Annotated in this window: 12 protein-coding genes and 2 pseudogenes; 8 read left to right on the forward strand and 6 right to left on the reverse strand. The window is 68.3% G+C overall.

Annotated features, from left to right (window positions below; translation table 11 throughout):
• Window positions 1–55: 55 nt before the first annotated feature.
• The 4 genes and pseudogenes from AU198_RS16115 to AU198_RS16125 all read left to right on the forward strand — a co-directional run.
• Window positions 56–631 (forward strand): hemophore, encoded by a 576-nt coding sequence (locus AU198_RS16115; protein ID WP_064349183.1) that lies wholly within the window; start codon window positions 56–58, stop codon window positions 629–631.
• A 191-nt stretch (window positions 632–822) separates the two neighbouring features.
• Window positions 823–1,197, forward strand: coding sequence for a heme-binding protein (locus tag AU198_RS16120; protein WP_064349185.1), 375 nt, complete (start codon window positions 823–825; stop codon window positions 1,195–1,197).
• 63 nt (window positions 1,198–1,260) lie between these two features.
• Window positions 1,261–1,377 (forward strand): annotated as a pseudogene (locus AU198_RS26675) (DNA-binding response regulator); the annotation flags it as partial.
• A pseudogene (locus AU198_RS16125) lies at window positions 1,370–1,980 on the forward strand (sensor histidine kinase); the annotation flags it as partial. The pseudogenes AU198_RS26675 and AU198_RS16125, both read left to right, overlap by 8 nt.
• Here the strand turns inward: AU198_RS16125 and AU198_RS16130 are convergent.
• The 3 genes from AU198_RS16130 to AU198_RS16140 are packed head-to-tail and all read right to left on the reverse strand — an operon-like array spanning window position 1,964 to window position 4,624.
• On the reverse strand, window positions 1,964–2,341 hold the full coding sequence (locus tag AU198_RS16130; protein ID WP_064349187.1) for a DUF3054 domain-containing protein: 378 nt from the start codon (window positions 2,339–2,341) through the stop codon (window positions 1,964–1,966). The pseudogene AU198_RS16125 and the gene AU198_RS16130 sit on opposite strands and share 17 nt — an antisense overlap.
• Window positions 2,328–3,578 carry a M23 family metallopeptidase gene (locus tag AU198_RS16135; protein WP_082691055.1) on the reverse strand — a complete coding sequence of 417 codons (1,251 nt, stop codon included), beginning with the start codon at window positions 3,576–3,578 and terminating at the stop codon, window positions 2,328–2,330. The genes AU198_RS16130 and AU198_RS16135 overlap by 14 nt, the downstream gene beginning before the upstream one ends.
• Window positions 3,563–4,624 (reverse strand): lysylphosphatidylglycerol synthase transmembrane domain-containing protein, encoded by a 1,062-nt coding sequence (locus AU198_RS16140; protein WP_064349190.1) that lies wholly within the window; start codon window positions 4,622–4,624, stop codon window positions 3,563–3,565. The genes AU198_RS16135 and AU198_RS16140 overlap by 16 nt, the downstream gene beginning before the upstream one ends.
• Before the next feature lie 75 nt (window positions 4,625–4,699).
• Between AU198_RS16140 and AU198_RS16145 the strand changes: the two genes are divergently transcribed.
• On the forward strand, window positions 4,700–5,833 hold the full coding sequence (locus AU198_RS16145; RefSeq protein ID WP_064349193.1) for an AI-2E family transporter: 1,134 nt from the start codon (window positions 4,700–4,702) through the stop codon (window positions 5,831–5,833).
• A gap of 18 nt (window positions 5,834–5,851) precedes the next feature.
• Here AU198_RS16145 and AU198_RS16150 read toward each other — a convergent pair whose 3' ends face one another.
• Genes AU198_RS16150 through trmB form a run of 3 tightly spaced genes read right to left on the reverse strand, consistent with a single transcriptional unit; the run spans window position 5,852 to window position 10,781 of the window.
• Entirely contained in the window at window positions 5,852–9,241 is a 3,390-nt protein-coding gene (locus AU198_RS16150) for an MMPL family transporter (protein WP_064349194.1), read from the reverse strand.
• Between the two features lie 50 nt (window positions 9,242–9,291).
• Window positions 9,292–9,975 (reverse strand): NYN domain-containing protein, encoded by a 684-nt coding sequence (locus AU198_RS16155; protein WP_231744698.1) that lies wholly within the window; start codon window positions 9,973–9,975, stop codon window positions 9,292–9,294.
• 23 nt (window positions 9,976–9,998) lie between these two features.
• Entirely contained in the window at window positions 9,999–10,781 is a 783-nt protein-coding gene (gene trmB / locus AU198_RS16160; RefSeq protein WP_064349470.1) for a tRNA (guanosine(46)-N7)-methyltransferase TrmB, read from the reverse strand.
• Between the two features lie 200 nt (window positions 10,782–10,981).
• Here trmB and AU198_RS16165 point away from each other — a divergent pair, with 200 nt between their 5' ends.
• The 3 genes from AU198_RS16165 (at window position 10,982) to AU198_RS16175 (ending at window position 15,468) form a co-directional block, all read left to right on the forward strand.
• Entirely contained in the window at window positions 10,982–11,932 is a 951-nt protein-coding gene (locus tag AU198_RS16165; protein ID WP_502689299.1) for a hypothetical protein, read from the forward strand.
• The gene (locus AU198_RS16170; protein WP_231744688.1) at window positions 11,929–13,434 is read left to right on the forward strand and encodes a hypothetical protein; all 1,506 of its coding nucleotides are present in this window, start codon (window positions 11,929–11,931) and stop codon (window positions 13,432–13,434) included. The genes AU198_RS16165 and AU198_RS16170 overlap by 4 nt, the downstream gene beginning before the upstream one ends.
• A gap of 210 nt (window positions 13,435–13,644) precedes the next feature.
• Window positions 13,645–15,468, forward strand: a complete 1,824-nt coding sequence (locus tag AU198_RS16175; RefSeq protein WP_064349199.1) for a phosphoenolpyruvate carboxykinase (GTP) — start codon at window positions 13,645–13,647, stop codon at window positions 15,466–15,468.
• Window positions 15,469–15,518 lie beyond the last annotated feature (50 nt).

Genomic DNA, 15,518 nt, shown 5'->3' on the forward strand with positions numbered 1-15,518 from the left:
TCGCGAGAGCATTTGCGGGCCGTTGGAGATCGTCCGCAAATCGTTAGGAGTTGTCATGAAAACGACCGCCGGGCTGATACGTCGCAGCGTCGTCGGCGTCGTCGCTGCCTCTGCCGCGGGCGGAGCCGTGGCGGCCGCGCTGGTGCTGCCGTCCCTCTCGTCTGCTCCGTCGGCGACCGCCGCGAATGACCCGTGCGCGGCCAGCGAAGTTGCCAGGACGATCGGCGACGTCGCCACTTCGACGGGTGACTACCTCGACGCGCACCCGCAGACGAACCAGGCGTTGACGACGATCTCCAAACAGCAGGCCGGGCCGCAGTCGCTGGGCGCCCTGAAGGCGTACTTCGACGCCAACCCGGAAGTCGCCGAGGACTTACAGCAGCTGCAGCAGCCGCTGGCCAGCCTGTCGGGCAAGTGCAAACTTCCGCTGACCCTGCCCCAGGTGATGGGTCTGATGCAGGCCGCTCAGCAGCAGGGCGCAGGTCTTCCCGCGGGTTTGCCGGCGCAGGCACCGACCGCGAGGACCCCGGCGCTGACCGCACCGGACGCCACGGTCCAACCGCATGGGGCGTCACCGGTTTCGCAGGGCAACTCGCATTCACCGTCATCGGCCATCGCCGGGCTGCCCTGACCCGAAACGACGCACAGCCACTCGTCGCCGAGGGGTTTCAGCTGCGGATTTCGTGTTGTCGGTGTTTCGTTGACCGCAAGGCAAGAAAGTCTGCCGACAATCTGCTTAGCTTTTCTTCGTTGGTCCCAGTTGGTAGACGTCGCTAACCACCCTGGTTACGGCCACCCCACTTCCGATGAAGGAGCTCACCCATGTTTCTCTCGGCCCGTTCTGCGCGTCGTGCGGTTGCTGGCGCGGTCGGCACCGGCGCGATCGCCGGTGCGATGTTCCTCGGTGCGACGCCCCTCGCGGCCGCGGAGCCACCGAACTGCACCGCGGCCGATCTCGCCGGCGTGGCCTCCGGCGTCTCGGCGTCGACATCGGCATACCTGTTCACGCATCCGGAGGTGAACTGGTTCTTCACCAGCCTCGAGGGCCTGCCGCGCGACGAGGTCCGGGGCAAGGTGCAGGACTACCTGAACGCCAACCCTACGGTCAAGGCCGACCTGACGGGGATCCGTCAGCCGCTGGTCGACATCAAGAACCGCTGCGGTGACACCGACGGCGACGGCCTCGCCGACAGCTAGGCCTGCGTCCGTTTGACACCTGGGCCATCCGCTCGGCAGGAGGGTGCGGGCCCCACCGTGCTGATGGTCGACGATGACCCGGACGTCAGGACCTCGGTCTCGCGCGGATTGCGCCACTCGGGGTTCGACGTGCGGGTCGCCGCGACCGGTAAGGAAGCGTTGCGTCTGCTGTCCAACGACCGCGATGCGCGCGGACCTCGACACGCTGCGCATCCACGAACCTGCCCGCCGACGAGCGGGCCGAGGTGGTGCAGGACCTCTCGCGGGCCCAGCGCAGGGTGGAGGCGATCATCACCGCGCCCGGACAGTTGGCCTCGGGACAACTCGCGGGCGCCGAGGACCGCGAAACCATCGATGTCGCAGAGTTGTTGGACCGCGTGGCCCGCGAGAACGTCCGCGCAGGCGGTGCCGTCGACATCGAGGTCGAAGCCGATGACGACCTGGGCACCATCTGGGGCTGGCCCGGCGGGCTGCGTCTGGCGGTCGACAACCTGGTGCGCAATGCGATAACCCACGGCAGGGCCAGCCGCATCGTGCTTGCCGCGCCGGCTGAACGCCACGAAGACGATCGTCGTCGACGACAACGGGTGTGGCCTTCCCGCCGACGAGCACAAGGCCGTCCTCGGCCGCTTCTCCCGCGGCAGCACCGCTGCGCCCGGCGGCTCGGGTCTGGGGCTTGCCCTCGTGGCGCAGCAGGCGGCGCTGCACGGCGGTCGCATCGAGCTTTCCGACGGACCGCTGGGCGGCCTGCGCGACCCTTACGGTGTCAGCGGCGAGTCATGACGTGGATCCCCACACGCCAGCCGAGTAACAGCACGGCCGTCGAAATAGAGGCCACAACAACAAAACTCGGCGCCACGCCGGCAGACGTGAGCTTGCGTAGCAGCATCCCCAGCACGATGGTGCACACCCACACCGCGATGCCGGTCGGGATCAGCGCATAGGGACGCCGCCAACCGAGCGAGAACACCCAACCGGCAAGGGCGCCGGACACGAACGGCCACGCGGTCTCGGCGATACCACCCAGATCTAGGCCCTCGTCGTGGCTGCGCCGCCCGATGGTGGCGAACACGATCAGGCAGACCACGTCGGTGGCCAGTGCGGTCAGGGCGGGCCGCGCCTGTTCTGAGCTATCGATCGGCATAGGTCATCACATCCAGTTCCAAAGGCATGGCGCTCTTTTCGTCACGAGGGGCGACTGTGGGCTGAAACTGTGCGGGGGCGCCCTCGAAGAGGGCACCGATTGTGTCATCGTCGTCGACGAGCCTCGTGTCGAGCCGGAAGTTGTCGAATACGAACGGTAACCCGTTGGAGCCCAACGGGTCCGGTGAGCTCATGACCTGGAAGTGCAGGTGTGGTGCGGTGGAATTGCCGGTGTTGCCGACGTTGCCGATCACCTGCCCCGCGGTCAGTCGGTCACCGGGTTTGACGGCCACGGTGCCGGTTTTGATATGGGCGTACAGCGCGTAGTTCCCGTCACCGAGGTCCTGGACGACGTGGTTGCCTGCGTACTGGTTCAGCGGTAAGCCGGTCGGGTCGCGGCCGGGCACCTGCTCGGGCAAGCCGTCGAGCACGGAGATCACCCGCCCGTCACCGACGGCGTGGATGTCGGCGCCGAAGTAGGCGAAACTCTCGGGCTTCGACGAGTCCCCGGTGACCAGGCGTCCGTCGGGGTCGAGCTGGACGTAGTCGATCGCGAATCGTTCCGCGGCCCACAGCCGGCCGTTGACCGGGTTGAGCGCCGTGCGGTGGGCGCTGGTGCCGCAGCACCCGCCGCCGTCGACCCAGTTCGGCCCCCGCAACGGGGGCCGGATGGCGACGGGTTCGCGGGGTTGAACTTCGACCGGGGCGATGTCGACGGTCTGCTCGGCGGGAAAGAGTGGATCTTGCGGGTCGGGATTGGTCAGTGCGACGGCGTGTGTGAGCCGACTCGGGGTCTGCACGTCGTCGTCGAGGCTGACGTCGAACAACACGACTGCCGTCTGCGCGGGACCGAGTGTCGTTGTGGGGCTCGGCGTTCCGATGATCCGTGACCAATGCGCCAACTGGTCGCCCCGGAGGTCGAGCAGGGCGACGTCGCGGTCCAGCACGGTGATCGACTTCATGGTCAACGGGTGCGGCAGCGTGTTGGTCAGGCTGATCTCGTACACCAGGTGCTTCTTGCCGTCGGTGGCGCGCACCGGCACGGGCTGGCTGATGGCGTCGCCGACGATCGGGGTGGCCACCGACGGGGCAGGGCCTCTTTTCGGTCCCTGCGCCGCCGATGCCGTCGTGGTCTGGGGCGAGGATGGGGCAGGCGATGTCGCGGCGGGGCGGTCGGTGCCCTGCGAACATGCGGCGATCAGCGCGACGGCGCCGAGAGCGGCTACTGCCGGTCGCATGCGTCGGGGTCGACGTCGGTGTCGGTGCGGAACATGAAGAAGAACACCACCCATCCGATCGCGGCGATGAAGATCCAGCTGATCAACCTGAAGATCAGCATCGCCGAGATCGCCGAGGCCAGCGTCATCCCGCTTGACACCAGGCCGGGCACCAGCACCGCCTCCACCACCAGCAACCCGCCGGGCATGAGGGGGATCGAGCCGACCGCGCGCGCGGCGACGTAGGCGACGACGACCCCGAGCAGTGACGGTCGCCCGCCGGCCGCGTAACAGGCGAACAACAGCGTCCCCACGCCGGTCACCAACGTGAACATCGACCAGGTGGACGCGACCGCGAGCTGGCGCTTGCTCAGCCTCACGGACTCGAGCTGAGCCAGCGTCTCACGCCATTTGGTCACCCCGCTGTGGGCGGGTTTCGCGCGGACGTAGTTCACCCACGACAGCACCCGCACCCCGATGCCGTCGAGCAGATCCGGTCGCGAGGCCACCGCCTGCGCCAGCACGATCAGCATGATGAACCCGGCCAGCGTGAAGATCAGCGAGAACGGGTTGTGCTTGGCGCCGAGGAAGAACGCGCTGCCCAGCCCCAGCAACGCCAGGCTGATCACCTGCAACGCGCCCGACATCACGAGCTGCCAGGAGGCGATGACAGGAGTGGCGCCCCAGAGCCGCTGCTGGCGGTAGATGAACGTCGCCGACAGCACCGGTCCGCCCGGAAGCGTCGTGCTCAGGGAATTGCCCGCGTAGAACGCGGCCTGCGAACGCCATTGCCGCACAGGAACTCCCGCGGACCGCAACAGCTTGCGTTGGATGTCGCCGAAGAAGTGCATCGACGCCAGCGCGGTGCCCACCGCCGCCAGCACCCACCACCACTTCGCGGTGTAGAGGCTGTGCCACGCCTTGGCGAGCTGATCCCACACCAGTCCGAGTTCGACGCTCAGCACGACGACCGCGACGGCGAGGACGGCCCACCGCAGCCACCAGTACTTGCCGCGCAGAGAGCGCCCTTGGCTGTGGGCTGCACTCGCAGGCGCGTCGTGTGCCACGGAGTAAGGGTAAGGCGTGTGCTGCGGTTTCCTTCAGATCCGTCGCGGCGACTGCCAGGCCGTTACGCTATCGGGATGCCTGGGGGCCCATCTGTTGATGACGAGTCCGTCTCACCTCTCGTTCGCAAGGGGGCAGCCTGGTCGTGGCGTCTACTGGTCATCCTCGCCGCCATCGTCGCCCTGCTGTGGGTGTTCAAGCGGCTGGAGATCATCGTCGTACCGGTCGCGCTGGCGACGATCCTGGCGGCCCTGCTGATGCCGGCCGTCGACTTCCTCGATCGGCGGGGAGCGCCCCGGGCCGGGGCGGTGGCGCTGATGTTGCTCAGCGGGTTCGCCGTGGTCGGCGGGATTCTGTCCTTCGTCGTCACCCAGTTCATCGAGGGTGCACCGGAGCTGACTCAACAGGTCAGCCGCAGCATCGACGGGATGCGCAACTGGTTGATCGAGGGTCCGCTACATCTGAGCCGGGATCAGATCGACAACGCGGGTAACGCCGCGATCGAGGCCCTTCAGAACAATCAGGAAAGGGTGACGACGGGCGCGCTGTCGACGGCGGGCACGGTGACCGAGATCGTGACCGGCGCCGTGCTGGTGCTGTTCACGCTGATCTTCCTGCTGCAGGGCGGCCGCAACATCTTCGCGTTCGTCACCCAGATCTTCCCCGTCCACGTCCGTGACCGGGTGCGCGAGGCGGGCCGGGCGGGCTTTCACTCGCTGATCGGATACGTACGGGCCACCTTCTTGGTCGCGCTCGTCGACGCCGTCGGCATCGGCACCGGCCTGGCGATCATGGGGGTGCCGCTGGCGTTGCCGCTGGCCTCGCTGGTGTTCCTCGGTGCGTTCATCCCGCTGGTCGGCGCCGTGGTGGCAGGCGCGCTCGCGGTGGTCGTGGCGTTGATCGCGAAAGGTTTCATCTACGCGTTGATCACGCTCGGGTTGGTCATCGCGGTACAGCAACTGGAAGGCCACGTGCTGCAGCCGTTGGTGATGGGCCGCGCCGTGTCCATCCATCCGCTCGCCATCGTGTTGGTGATCGCGGGCGGCGGGGTGCTCGCGGGAATCGTGGGTGCGCTGCTGGCGGTGCCGGTGTTGGCCTTCCTCAACAGCGCCGTGCGCGTACTGACGGCGCGGGATCCAGACGCCGAGAAGGAAGCCCTCGAAGCCGACGAGGGTCCTCTGGTCAAGGCCGAAAGCGACGACGTCGACTGACCTTGGCGACGGAAGCGGCTACAGCCGGCCTTCGCGGCGCAGCAGGTCCTGCGCGCTGACGCCGCCGCGGCGCTGACGCTCTTCATCCTCGCGGGTGTTGAGCTTCTCGGTCGCAGCCTCGGCGTCGTCGGCCTGCTTGCCCGGAGTGGGGATGGCTTGGGTCTTGTCAGAATCCTGGGTCGCGTCGGGATCCCGCGCCGCGGCGGGGTCTCGCGCGGGCTCGGGCGGCTGCGACCGCGGTGTCGGGATCGCCGTGGTGGGCTCATTGCCGGGTACGGGAGGCGTCACGCGCGGGCGTTGATCCCTGCCTTCCGGCGCCGTCGGCATCGCCCTGGTGGGTTCGGCCGACGGCCGTTGCGGGGCGGGTGCCGGCGACGGCGGTGTGCCGGTGCCGCGCAGTTCGCCCAGCCACGACTCGATCTCGCGCTCCTCCCGCGGCGGGCGGCCCCCGCCCGGACGGACCGGAGCCGACGCGGGCGGGGCGGGCGGCGCCGGTGGCCGCGCGGCCTGTCGCGCCGTCGCCGCGGCATTGCTCACCGCGTTGCGCACCGCATTCTTCGCGCTCGACAACCGGGTGGTCTGCGGTTCGTCGGCCGGCGCCGCGGGTGGTGTGGTCGTGCTGGGGATGCGCGTCGTACCGGTGGCCGAGGGGACCCGCTGCGGCGCGGCGCGGGTGGCGCCGGGACGCGACCCCGAGACGGGATGCGTCGGATCGTGGGGCGGGCGCGGCCGAGGCGGTACCGGTGCGCCCGCACCGACCAGTGCCTCCGGGTCCTCGACGGTTTCGCGCACGGCGGGGCGTTTGCGTTCGTCGGGCAGCTCGGTCTCGCCGAGCCCCATGCGCTCCTGGATGCGTTTCATCCACCGCGGCGCCCACCAGCAGTCGTCGCCGAGAAGCTTCATCACGGCGGGCACGAGGAACATCCGGACGATGGTGGCGTCGAGTAGCAGTGCGATCAGCAACCCGAACGCCAGGTACTTCATCATCACCAGGTCGGAGAACACGAAAGCGCCGGCGACCACCGCGAGCACCAGCGCCGCACCGGTGATCAACCGGCCCGTGGTCGCGGTGCCGACACGGATGGCTTCGGCTGTGGACAGACCGCGCTCCCGGGCCTCCACCATGCGGGACACCAGGAACACCTCGTAGTCGGTCGACAGACCCCAGATGACCGCGATGATCAACCCGATCATCGGCGCCATCAGTGGCTGCGGTGTGTAGTTCATCAACCCGGAGCCGTGCCCGACGACGAACATCCAGGTCAACACGCCCATCGTCGAGCCCAACGTGAGCGCGCTCATCACCGCGGCCTTGATCGGCAACACCACCGATCCGAACGCCAGGAACATCAGGATCGTCGTCGTGACGATGAGGATGGTCACCATCAGTGGCAGCTTGTCGAACAGGCTGTGAATGCTGTCCTGCTCCAACGCCGGGGTTCCACCGACGGAGATCGACAACCCGCGCGGCGGCACGATGCCGCGAAGTTCCTCGACCTTCTTCGCCGCGTCGTTACGGTTTTCGAGGCCGTTCTGGATCACCCGAACCGACGGGTCTTGCGAGCCGCCCTCCTGATACGGGCGCGGCTGCCACATCTTGCTCGGGTCGTCCTCGGGTTGGATGAACCCGGGGATCATCAACGCCTTACTGCGGATCTCCTCGACCTGCTGATCGGTGACCGGTTCGCCGTCGTCGTTCTCGATCACCAGCGTCAGGGGCTCGGTGCGGAACCCCGGGAACGACCGGTCGAACGCCTCCTGCGCCTGGCGAACGGCGTTGTCCGGCGGCAGGTACTTCTCGCTGATGCCACCGAGCGAGAGCTGCCCCAGCGGGATGATCATGAGGATCATCACGATGACGATGGGCGCGGCGAAGGCGATCGGCCGCTTCATCACCCGGTTGACCAGCTTGCCCCAGAAGCCCTTCTCGACCTCGGCGCGGGTCTTGGTCTTCTGGGTCTTCTCGGCCAGCCAGTTCAGCCACCACACCGTCGGCTTGCGGACCAGCGAGCTCATGCTCGCGGCCGAGAGCACCAGGATGGTGCCCGCCACGAAGATCGCGATGGCCAGCAGCAGATAGAAGATGCCCGTTCCGAGAGTGTCCTTCGCGGCGAACAGGCCGACGAAGATCCAGGCGAACGAACCGACATAGCCGAGCACCAGGCCCAGCAGGGCGTAGTTGGCGCCCTTGTCATAGGTCCGGCGGATCTGCGCCCTGGCGATGTGTCCGACGGGGATCGCGGCAAAAGGTACGAGAACACCGAGCGGGATCGACGCGATCGCCAGCGGGTTGGTGCGGTCGGTGGTCTCCGCGGGCGACGGGGCCGGATAGGGCTTGGTGAACCGCAGCAGGGTGCGCACACCGAGCGCGTCCACGCGGGGTCCGAGCAGGGCCAGGGCCGCGGCCAGCACCGTCACCGACAGGATCGCGGCCAGCATGACCGAGGCGATGATCGCGTAGGTGATCGACTTCAGGAAGCCCTGCGGGAACAGCAGCAGCGGCACCGACGACGCCACCAGGATGACCGCGGAGAACATGATCGTGCGGCCCGAGGTCATCACGGTGCGGCGGACCGCCGCCTCGGTGTCGTAACCCTCGGCGATCTCCTCGCGGAACCGGCTCACCATGAACAGGCCGTAATCCACCGCGATACCCAGGCCCATCAGCGTCACCACCGGCTGGGCGAAGAAGTGCACCGGCATGAACTCTGCGAGCAGCCGCATGATGCCCAGCGCGCCGGCGATCGTCAGACCGCCGATGAGGCCGGGGAGTGCCGCGGCGACGACACCACCGAAGACGAAGAACAACACCACGCACACCAGCGGGATGGCCGCGACCTCGGCGCGCCGCTGGTCCTCGCCGATGCTGCCGGTCAGTTCACTGGCCAGCGGGTTCAGGCCGGCCAACTCGATGCGCCCGCCGTTGAGCTGTTGCAGGTCCGGTTCGACGGCCTGGTAGTTCTTCAGGATCTCGTCGTCGGTGTTGCCCTGCAGGGGGATGCTCACGAACGTCTTCGACAGATCGCTGGTCTTCATCTGCTGGACGGTCGCGTTCGCGGCGTCCGGCGCCCGCAGCCAGCCGACCCAGCTCACCACCTGGTCGGGATGATCCTTGACGAAGTTGTCGAGCTCGCCGACGACGTCGCTCTGCCATTGCGGGTTGTCGACCTTCTGCCCGTCGGGCGGGGTGAGTATGGCCACCACATGGCTGGTTCGGTCGCGGCCGAAGGCCTCGTCGGCCACCACCGACGCGTGGACCGACTGGCTGCCTTCGTCGTAGAAGCCGCTCTGGGTGACGTGATTGCCGAGGCTGATCCCGAAGATGCCGCCACCGAGGCAGAGCGCGACCATGACGCCGATGACGATGTATCGATACCGGTACACCGTTCGACCCCACCAGGCGAACACGTAAGCTCCTTACTCGATTCTCTCGAAGTCGATGGCGACCCCTGAGCGGTTCAGTTGTTGACCCGCGAGGTCAATAGCGAGGACAGCGGCCGGAACGGCTGCAACCATGCCCCCTGCTCGGGCAGCGAATCGAGGCCGATTCGCGGTAACGGCTCCCGGAAGACATTGGGGATGTCCTCCAGGTCGACGAACTCCAAGGTATCCGACGCTAGCGCCCAGCTCGCATGTTCGCGAAATCCGAGCACCTGGACGGGGATGCCGTCGCGGGCGATCTCTTCCAACGGTTGTTTGAAGGCCTGCCCGTCGGCCGAAGCCACCACCAGCCCGGCCAGACCCTCGCCGCGGCGCAGCGCGATGTGGTCCAGCATGTCGCTGTCGACGTCGCTGTCCTCGTCGATCTTCGGCTTGGCGAAGACCGCGAACCCCACGTTACGCAGCGCCTCCACCCAAGGCCGAACGACGTCGGCGCTGCCGGGTGCGATGTTGGTGAAGACGGTGGCCTCCGGCTCCAGCGAGACGGGACGGGCAGTTCCCTCGAGTTGGGAAGACAGCTCGGCCGTGCGCGTCAGCAGCCAGCGGCCCAACGCGTCGAAGCGTGGCCGGTGTGCGGCCGTCGGCCTGCCGCCGAGGATCGAGCCGAGCCCCATGTCGAGGTTCGGCGCGTCCCAGACCAGCAGCACCCGGGCCGTCGCATCGGCCGGGGCCGGCGACTCGGGGGGCGCCACATCTTCCATGTGCCTGATGTCCTCGGTGAGGCTCATGGCCTCTCCCACAGCAATTCGGCGACGGCGCTGCCGGCGTGCTGCGCCTTGCCTTCGTATTTGGTGACCGGCCGTTCGACGGAGATCGGAAGCCCGTCCGACGGGTTCACCCGCCGCAGCCGTGGCTCCGCATCGCCGACCTCGGCGATCTGCTCGGCGTAGCCTGCGTGGTCGGTCGCCGCGTGGAAGACGCCGCCGGGACGCAGCCGGTCGGCGATCAGCCCGACGGTGGCCGGCTGCAGCAGACGACGCTTGTGGTGGCGGGCCTTGGGCCACGGGTCGGGGAAGAACACCCGCACACCGGTCAGCGAGCCGGGTCCGAACATGTGCTGCAGCACGTCGACGCCGTCGCCGCGGACCAGCCGGATGTTGGGCACCCCTTCGCGTTCGATACCGGACAACAGCTGGGCCAGCCCCCGGCGGTAAACCTCGACCGCGACGACGTCGAGATCAGGCTCGGCCTTGGCCATCGCGAGCGTCGAGGTGCCGGCCCCGCAGCCGATCTCCACCACCACGGGTGCCGACCGCCCGAACCACGCGTCGGTGTCGACCAGCGGAGCGGGCACGTCACCGTCGCGCGCCTGCATGCCGATCTCGGGCCACAGCCGATTCCATGTCGCCTGCTGTGCGGCCGACAGCGTGGTACGCCGCGTGCGGAAGCTGGTGACGCGGGGATAGCGGTGCTGTGGAACGGCCGGTGGACGGGAAGCCTCGGGTCCCGAAGTCGACCCCTCGGCGACGTCGGGCCCGGGCAGATGCATTCGTCCATGGTCGCTCATCGACAGTGGAGTACCCGCATCGTGGTACAGATTGATACCCAACAGTTGCCTTCGACTGGTATCGGCGGCTTATCCCCAGGTGCAGACACGGCCGCTCCCACGACGCTGGCCGAGGTGTCACGATCGTCGAAGGCGGGCCGGGGGCGCTGTTCTCCGCGCCCACGACAGGGGAAGGTCACCAGATTTTCGTCGACACGCTGCTGCAAATCTGTGAGAAACGCCGCGATCCGCGGCTGACGGCGATCGCCAGGCGGCTCTGCGCGCCGACGCGGGTCGCGGTGCGGGGCCGCGAGGGCGTCGGCCGCGCGACCGTGGCCGCCGCGTTGACGGCCGTGGGCGTGGCGGTGTCATCCGACGGCGTCGCCGATGTCGACGTGCTGGTGATCGCCGAAGCCCTCAAACCCGAGGACCGGGTGCTTCTCGACGAGCCCGGCGGACCGGCCGTCGTCCTCATGAACAAGGCCGACCTCGCAGGCTTCGGTGCGGCGGGGCCGATGGCGCACGCTTATCAACGAGCCGCACGGTGTCGGGCCCTGACCGGGCTGCCGACGGTGCCGATGGTCGCGCTGCTCGCCGACGTGAACCTGACCGGCGAGCTGCTCGATGCGCTGGCGACTCTGCTCACCGAACCCGCCGACCTGTCGTCGACCGACGCGTTCGTGGATGCGCCGCATCGGCTGCCGCGGGAGGTGCGCGAGCGGTTGCTCGCTGCGCTGGACCGGTTCGGCATCGCGCACGCGGTGCTCGCGCTGGGCCGCGGCGCGAGCCTCGAATCGTTGCCGAACCACCTGCGCAAGCTCAGCCAGCTCGACCGGGTCGTGGAGTGCGTCGATGCGGCGGGGGCACCGCTGCGGTACCGGAGGCTGCGCACCGCACTGGCCCAGTTACGCGCGCTCGCAACGCAATCCGACGATTCGCGGCTGGCCAACCTGGTAGTGACCGATGATGCCGTCCTCGCGGTGATGACGGCGGCAGTCGACGTCGTCGAGGCCGCGGGGGCGAGCGTCGACCGGGGCGACGATCCGGCCGCCCATCTGCGCCGGGCCGTGCACTGGCGGCGATACGGCAACGGTCCCGTCAACGCGTTGCACCGCGCCTGCGCCGCGGACATCAGCCGGGGTTCGCTTCGCCTGTTAGGACGGTCCCGGTGACGGCCGATGTGACGGGCGCCGATCAACTCGCGTCGGCCGACGCGGTGGTCGCGGCCGTCGAACCGGGGTTGGCCCCGCCGGCGGTGCGCGCCCGCGACGTCGTGCTGGTGACGGGGCCCTGGCTGGCGGGCACGACGAGCGTGGCGGCGGCGCTGCGGGAGCGGATGCCCGAGCACACCTTCGTCGAGGCGGAGGATCTCGGGCAGGCCGAAGCCCCCGCTGCTGTGGTGTTCGTGGTGTCGGCGGTGTCACCACTGGCCGAATCCGACTGTGAGCTGGTCGATTTGGTCTCACGACATACCGACCTCGTGGTCGGTGTGGTGTCGAAGATCGACACCCACCGCAACTGGCGCGAGGTGCTGGCCGCCGATCGTGCCGCACTGGCCGACCGGTCGCCGCGGTACGCCAGCGTGCCGTGGGTGGGCGCGGCCGCCGCCCCGGATCTGGGGGAGCCGCGGGTCGACGAACTCGTGGGCGTGCTGCGGCAGCGGCTGGCCGACCCTGAGTTGGCACGACGAAACCGCCTGCGAGCGTGGGAAACACGTATCGAATCGATGGCACGCCAGTACCGTGCCGACGGTGATGGCGCCCATCGACGTGCCCGCGTGGCGGCGTTGCACGAGAGCCGTGACGACATCGTGCGGAATCGCCGGGTGACGAAGTCCGAACGCAGCATCGCCCTGCGCACCCAGATTCAGCAGGCCCGCGTTCACTTGGGGTATCTCGCGCGCAACCACTGCACCGCGGTGCGGGCCGAACTCGCCGAGAATGCATCGGCGCTGGGCCGCAGGGCCCTCGGTGACTTCGAGTCACGGGTGCGCCAACGCCTCGGCGAGGTCGTCGCGGACGTCGAGCAGGGTGTCACCGCGCACCTGACCAAGGTGGCGGCGCACGTCGGATTGACCGCTCCAACGGTGTCCGACGCCCCGGCGCTCCCCGAGATCGCCCCGCCGTGGTTGAAGTCGCGGCGGCTGGAGACGCAGCTGACAATGATCCTGGGCGCCGGCTTCGGTCTGGGTGTGGCGCTGGCCGTCACGCGTTTGTTCACCGGGCTGGCCCCAGGTCTGACCGTCGCCGGTCTGGTGGCCGGCGGTCTGGTGGGGTTGGTGTTGACGGTGTGGGTGGTCGGCATTCGTGGAGTGCTGCAGGACCGGGCGATGCTGGACCGCTGGCTCACCGATGTCACCGGCACGGTCAAGGCCGCGCTCGACGAACGTGTCGCGACGCGGGTGCTGGCCGCCGAGAGTGCGTTGGCATCGGAGTTGGCCGCCCGGGACGATCGCGAGGCCGCCACCACCGCGGAACGGATCACCGCGATCGACGCCGAACTGCGCCAGCACGCGCTCGAGACCGCACGAGCCGCCGCCGAACGCGACCGCAGGCTGCCGTCGCTGCAGCGCGCGCTGGACGCCGTACGCGCCGAGTTGTACGGCCGTGCGGATTCGCTGCGGGTCGCTGGGCCCGACCCCCAGCCGACCGAGGGTGGCCGTTTTCCAAGTTGACACGCGTCAGGTGACGGCGTTCGATCGGGAAAAGACCTGTGAAACAGCTATCTGAATCGTTCCTGTGAGTGATCGGACACACTCCCGATTCACCGCGCGCTTCTCACCCGCGATAACCTCGGTATAGGGAGACCGCAGCGCTGCCTGTCCCTGTCTGGGCGGCGCACACGGAGCCTTGGGTCCTGGCAGCAACAGACACAGGAGATTTTCATGACCGCAGCGACCATCCCAGGTTTGGACACCGCACCGACGAAGCACGAGGGTCTGCTCGCTTGGGTTCAAGAGGTCGCCGAGCTGACGCAGCCCGACCGCGTGGTTTTCACCGACGGATCTGACGAAGAGAACGCCCGGCTGTGCGAGCAGCTCGTGGCGGCGGGCACCTTCACCAAGCTCGACGAGAAGAAGAAGCCGAACTCGTACCTCGCTCTGTCCGACCCGTCCGACGTGGCCCGTGTGGAGTCACGCACCTTCATCTGCACCGAGAAGGAGATCGACGCCGGCCCGACCAACAACTGGATGGATCCGTCGGAGATGCGCGGCATCATGACGGACCTCTACCGCGGGTGTATGCGCGGCCGCACCATGTACGTGGTGCCGTTCTGCATGGGCCCGCTGGGCGCCGAGGACCCGAAGCTGGGCGTCGAGATCACCGACTCCGAGTACGTCGTCGTGTCGATGCGGACGATGACCCGCATGGGCAAGGCCGCGCTCGACAAAATGGGCACCGACGGTTTCTTCGTCAAGGCGCTGCATTCGATCGGCGCACCGCTCGAGCCTGGCCAGAAGGACGTGCCTTGGCCGTGCAACGACACGAAATACATCACCCATTTCCCGGAGACCCGCGAGATCTGGAGCTTCGGCTCCGGTTACGGCGGCAACGCGCTGCTGGGCAAGAAGTGCTACTCGCTGCGCATCGCCTCGGCGATGGCACACGACGAGGGCTGGCTCGCCGAGCACATGCTGATCCTGAAGTTGATCTCCCCGGAGAACAAGGCCTACTTCGTCGCCGCCGCGTTCCCGTCGGCGTGCGGTAAGACCAACCTCGCGATGCTGCAGCCCACGATCCCGGGCTGGCGCGCCGAGACCATCGGCGACGACATCGCCTGGATGCGCTTCGGCAAGGACGGCCGCCTGTATGCCGTCAACCCCGAGTTCGGCTTCTTCGGCGTCGCGCCGGGCACCAACTGGTCGTCGAACCCGAACGCGATGAAGACCATCGAGGCCGGCAACACGGTGTTCACCAACGTCGCGCTGACCAGCGACAACGACGTGTGGTGGGAGGGCCTCGAGGGCGAGCCGCAGAACCTCACCGACTGGAAGGGCCGCGAGTGGACGCCGGACTCGGAGGAGAAGGCCGCGCATCCGAACTCGCGGTACTGCACCCCGATGTCGCAGTGCCCCACACTCGCGCCCGAGTGGGACGACCCGCAGGGTGTGCCGATTTCGGCGATCCTGTTCGGCGCCCGCCGCAAGACGACGGTGCCGCTGGTGACGCAGGCCCGCGACTGGCAGCACGGCGTGTTCATCGGTGCCACGATGGGCTCCGAGCAGACCGCGGCCGCCGAGGGCAAGGTCGGCACCGTCCGCCGCGACCCGATGGCCATGCTGCCGTTCCTGGGTTACAACGTCGGTGACTACTTCGCGCACTGGATCGACATCGGCAAGCAGTCCGACGAGTCGAAGATGCCGAAGATCTTCTTCGTCAACTGGTTCCGCCGCGGCGACGACGGCCGCTTCCTGTGGCCGGGCTTCGGTGAGAACAGCCGTGTGATGAAGTGGATCATCGACCGCATCGAGCAGAAGGCCGGCGGCCGCACCACGCCGATCGGCACCGTGCCCACGGCCGATGATCTCGACCTGTCCGGCTTGGATGTCGACGCCGCGGACGTGAACGCCGCGCTCGAGGTCAACGTCGACGAGTGGCGCCAGGAACTGCCGCTCATCGAGGAGTGGTTCGAGTTCGTCGGCGAGAAGCTGCCGACCGGCATCAAGGACGAGTTCGACGCGCTCAAGCACCGCCTCGACGCCGAGTAACCCCGCGAGCGCGCGTGTTTGCACACGACGCGCCGCGCAAATACGACACT

Origin of the sequence: Mycobacterium sp. GA-1199 (assembly GCF_001500045.1) — a bacterium.
Lineage (GTDB): Bacteria > Actinomycetota > Actinomycetes > Mycobacteriales > Mycobacteriaceae > Mycobacterium.

What these genes read in the sequence shown, in the direction of transcription:
- AU198_RS16130 (WP_064349187.1), bottom strand. Translation starts at nt 2,341, where the DNA reads ATGCCGATCGATAGCTCAGAACAGGCGCGGCCCGCCCTGACCGCACTG.
- trmB (WP_064349470.1), bottom strand. Translation starts at nt 10,781, where the DNA reads ATGAGCGACCATGGACGAATGCATCTGCCCGGGCCCGACGTCGCCGAG.
- AU198_RS16115 (WP_064349183.1), top strand. Translation starts at nt 56, where the DNA reads ATGAAAACGACCGCCGGGCTGATACGTCGCAGCGTCGTCGGCGTCGTC.
- AU198_RS16120 (WP_064349185.1), top strand. Translation starts at nt 823, where the DNA reads ATGTTTCTCTCGGCCCGTTCTGCGCGTCGTGCGGTTGCTGGCGCGGTC.
- AU198_RS16135 (WP_082691055.1), bottom strand. Translation starts at nt 3,578, where the DNA reads ATGCGACCGGCAGTAGCCGCTCTCGGCGCCGTCGCGCTGATCGCCGCA.
- AU198_RS16155 (WP_231744698.1), bottom strand. Translation starts at nt 9,975, where the DNA reads ATGGAAGATGTGGCGCCCCCCGAGTCGCCGGCCCCGGCCGATGCGACG.
- AU198_RS16145 (WP_064349193.1), top strand. Translation starts at nt 4,700, where the DNA reads ATGCCTGGGGGCCCATCTGTTGATGACGAGTCCGTCTCACCTCTCGTT.
- AU198_RS16175 (WP_064349199.1), top strand. Translation starts at nt 13,645, where the DNA reads ATGACCGCAGCGACCATCCCAGGTTTGGACACCGCACCGACGAAGCAC.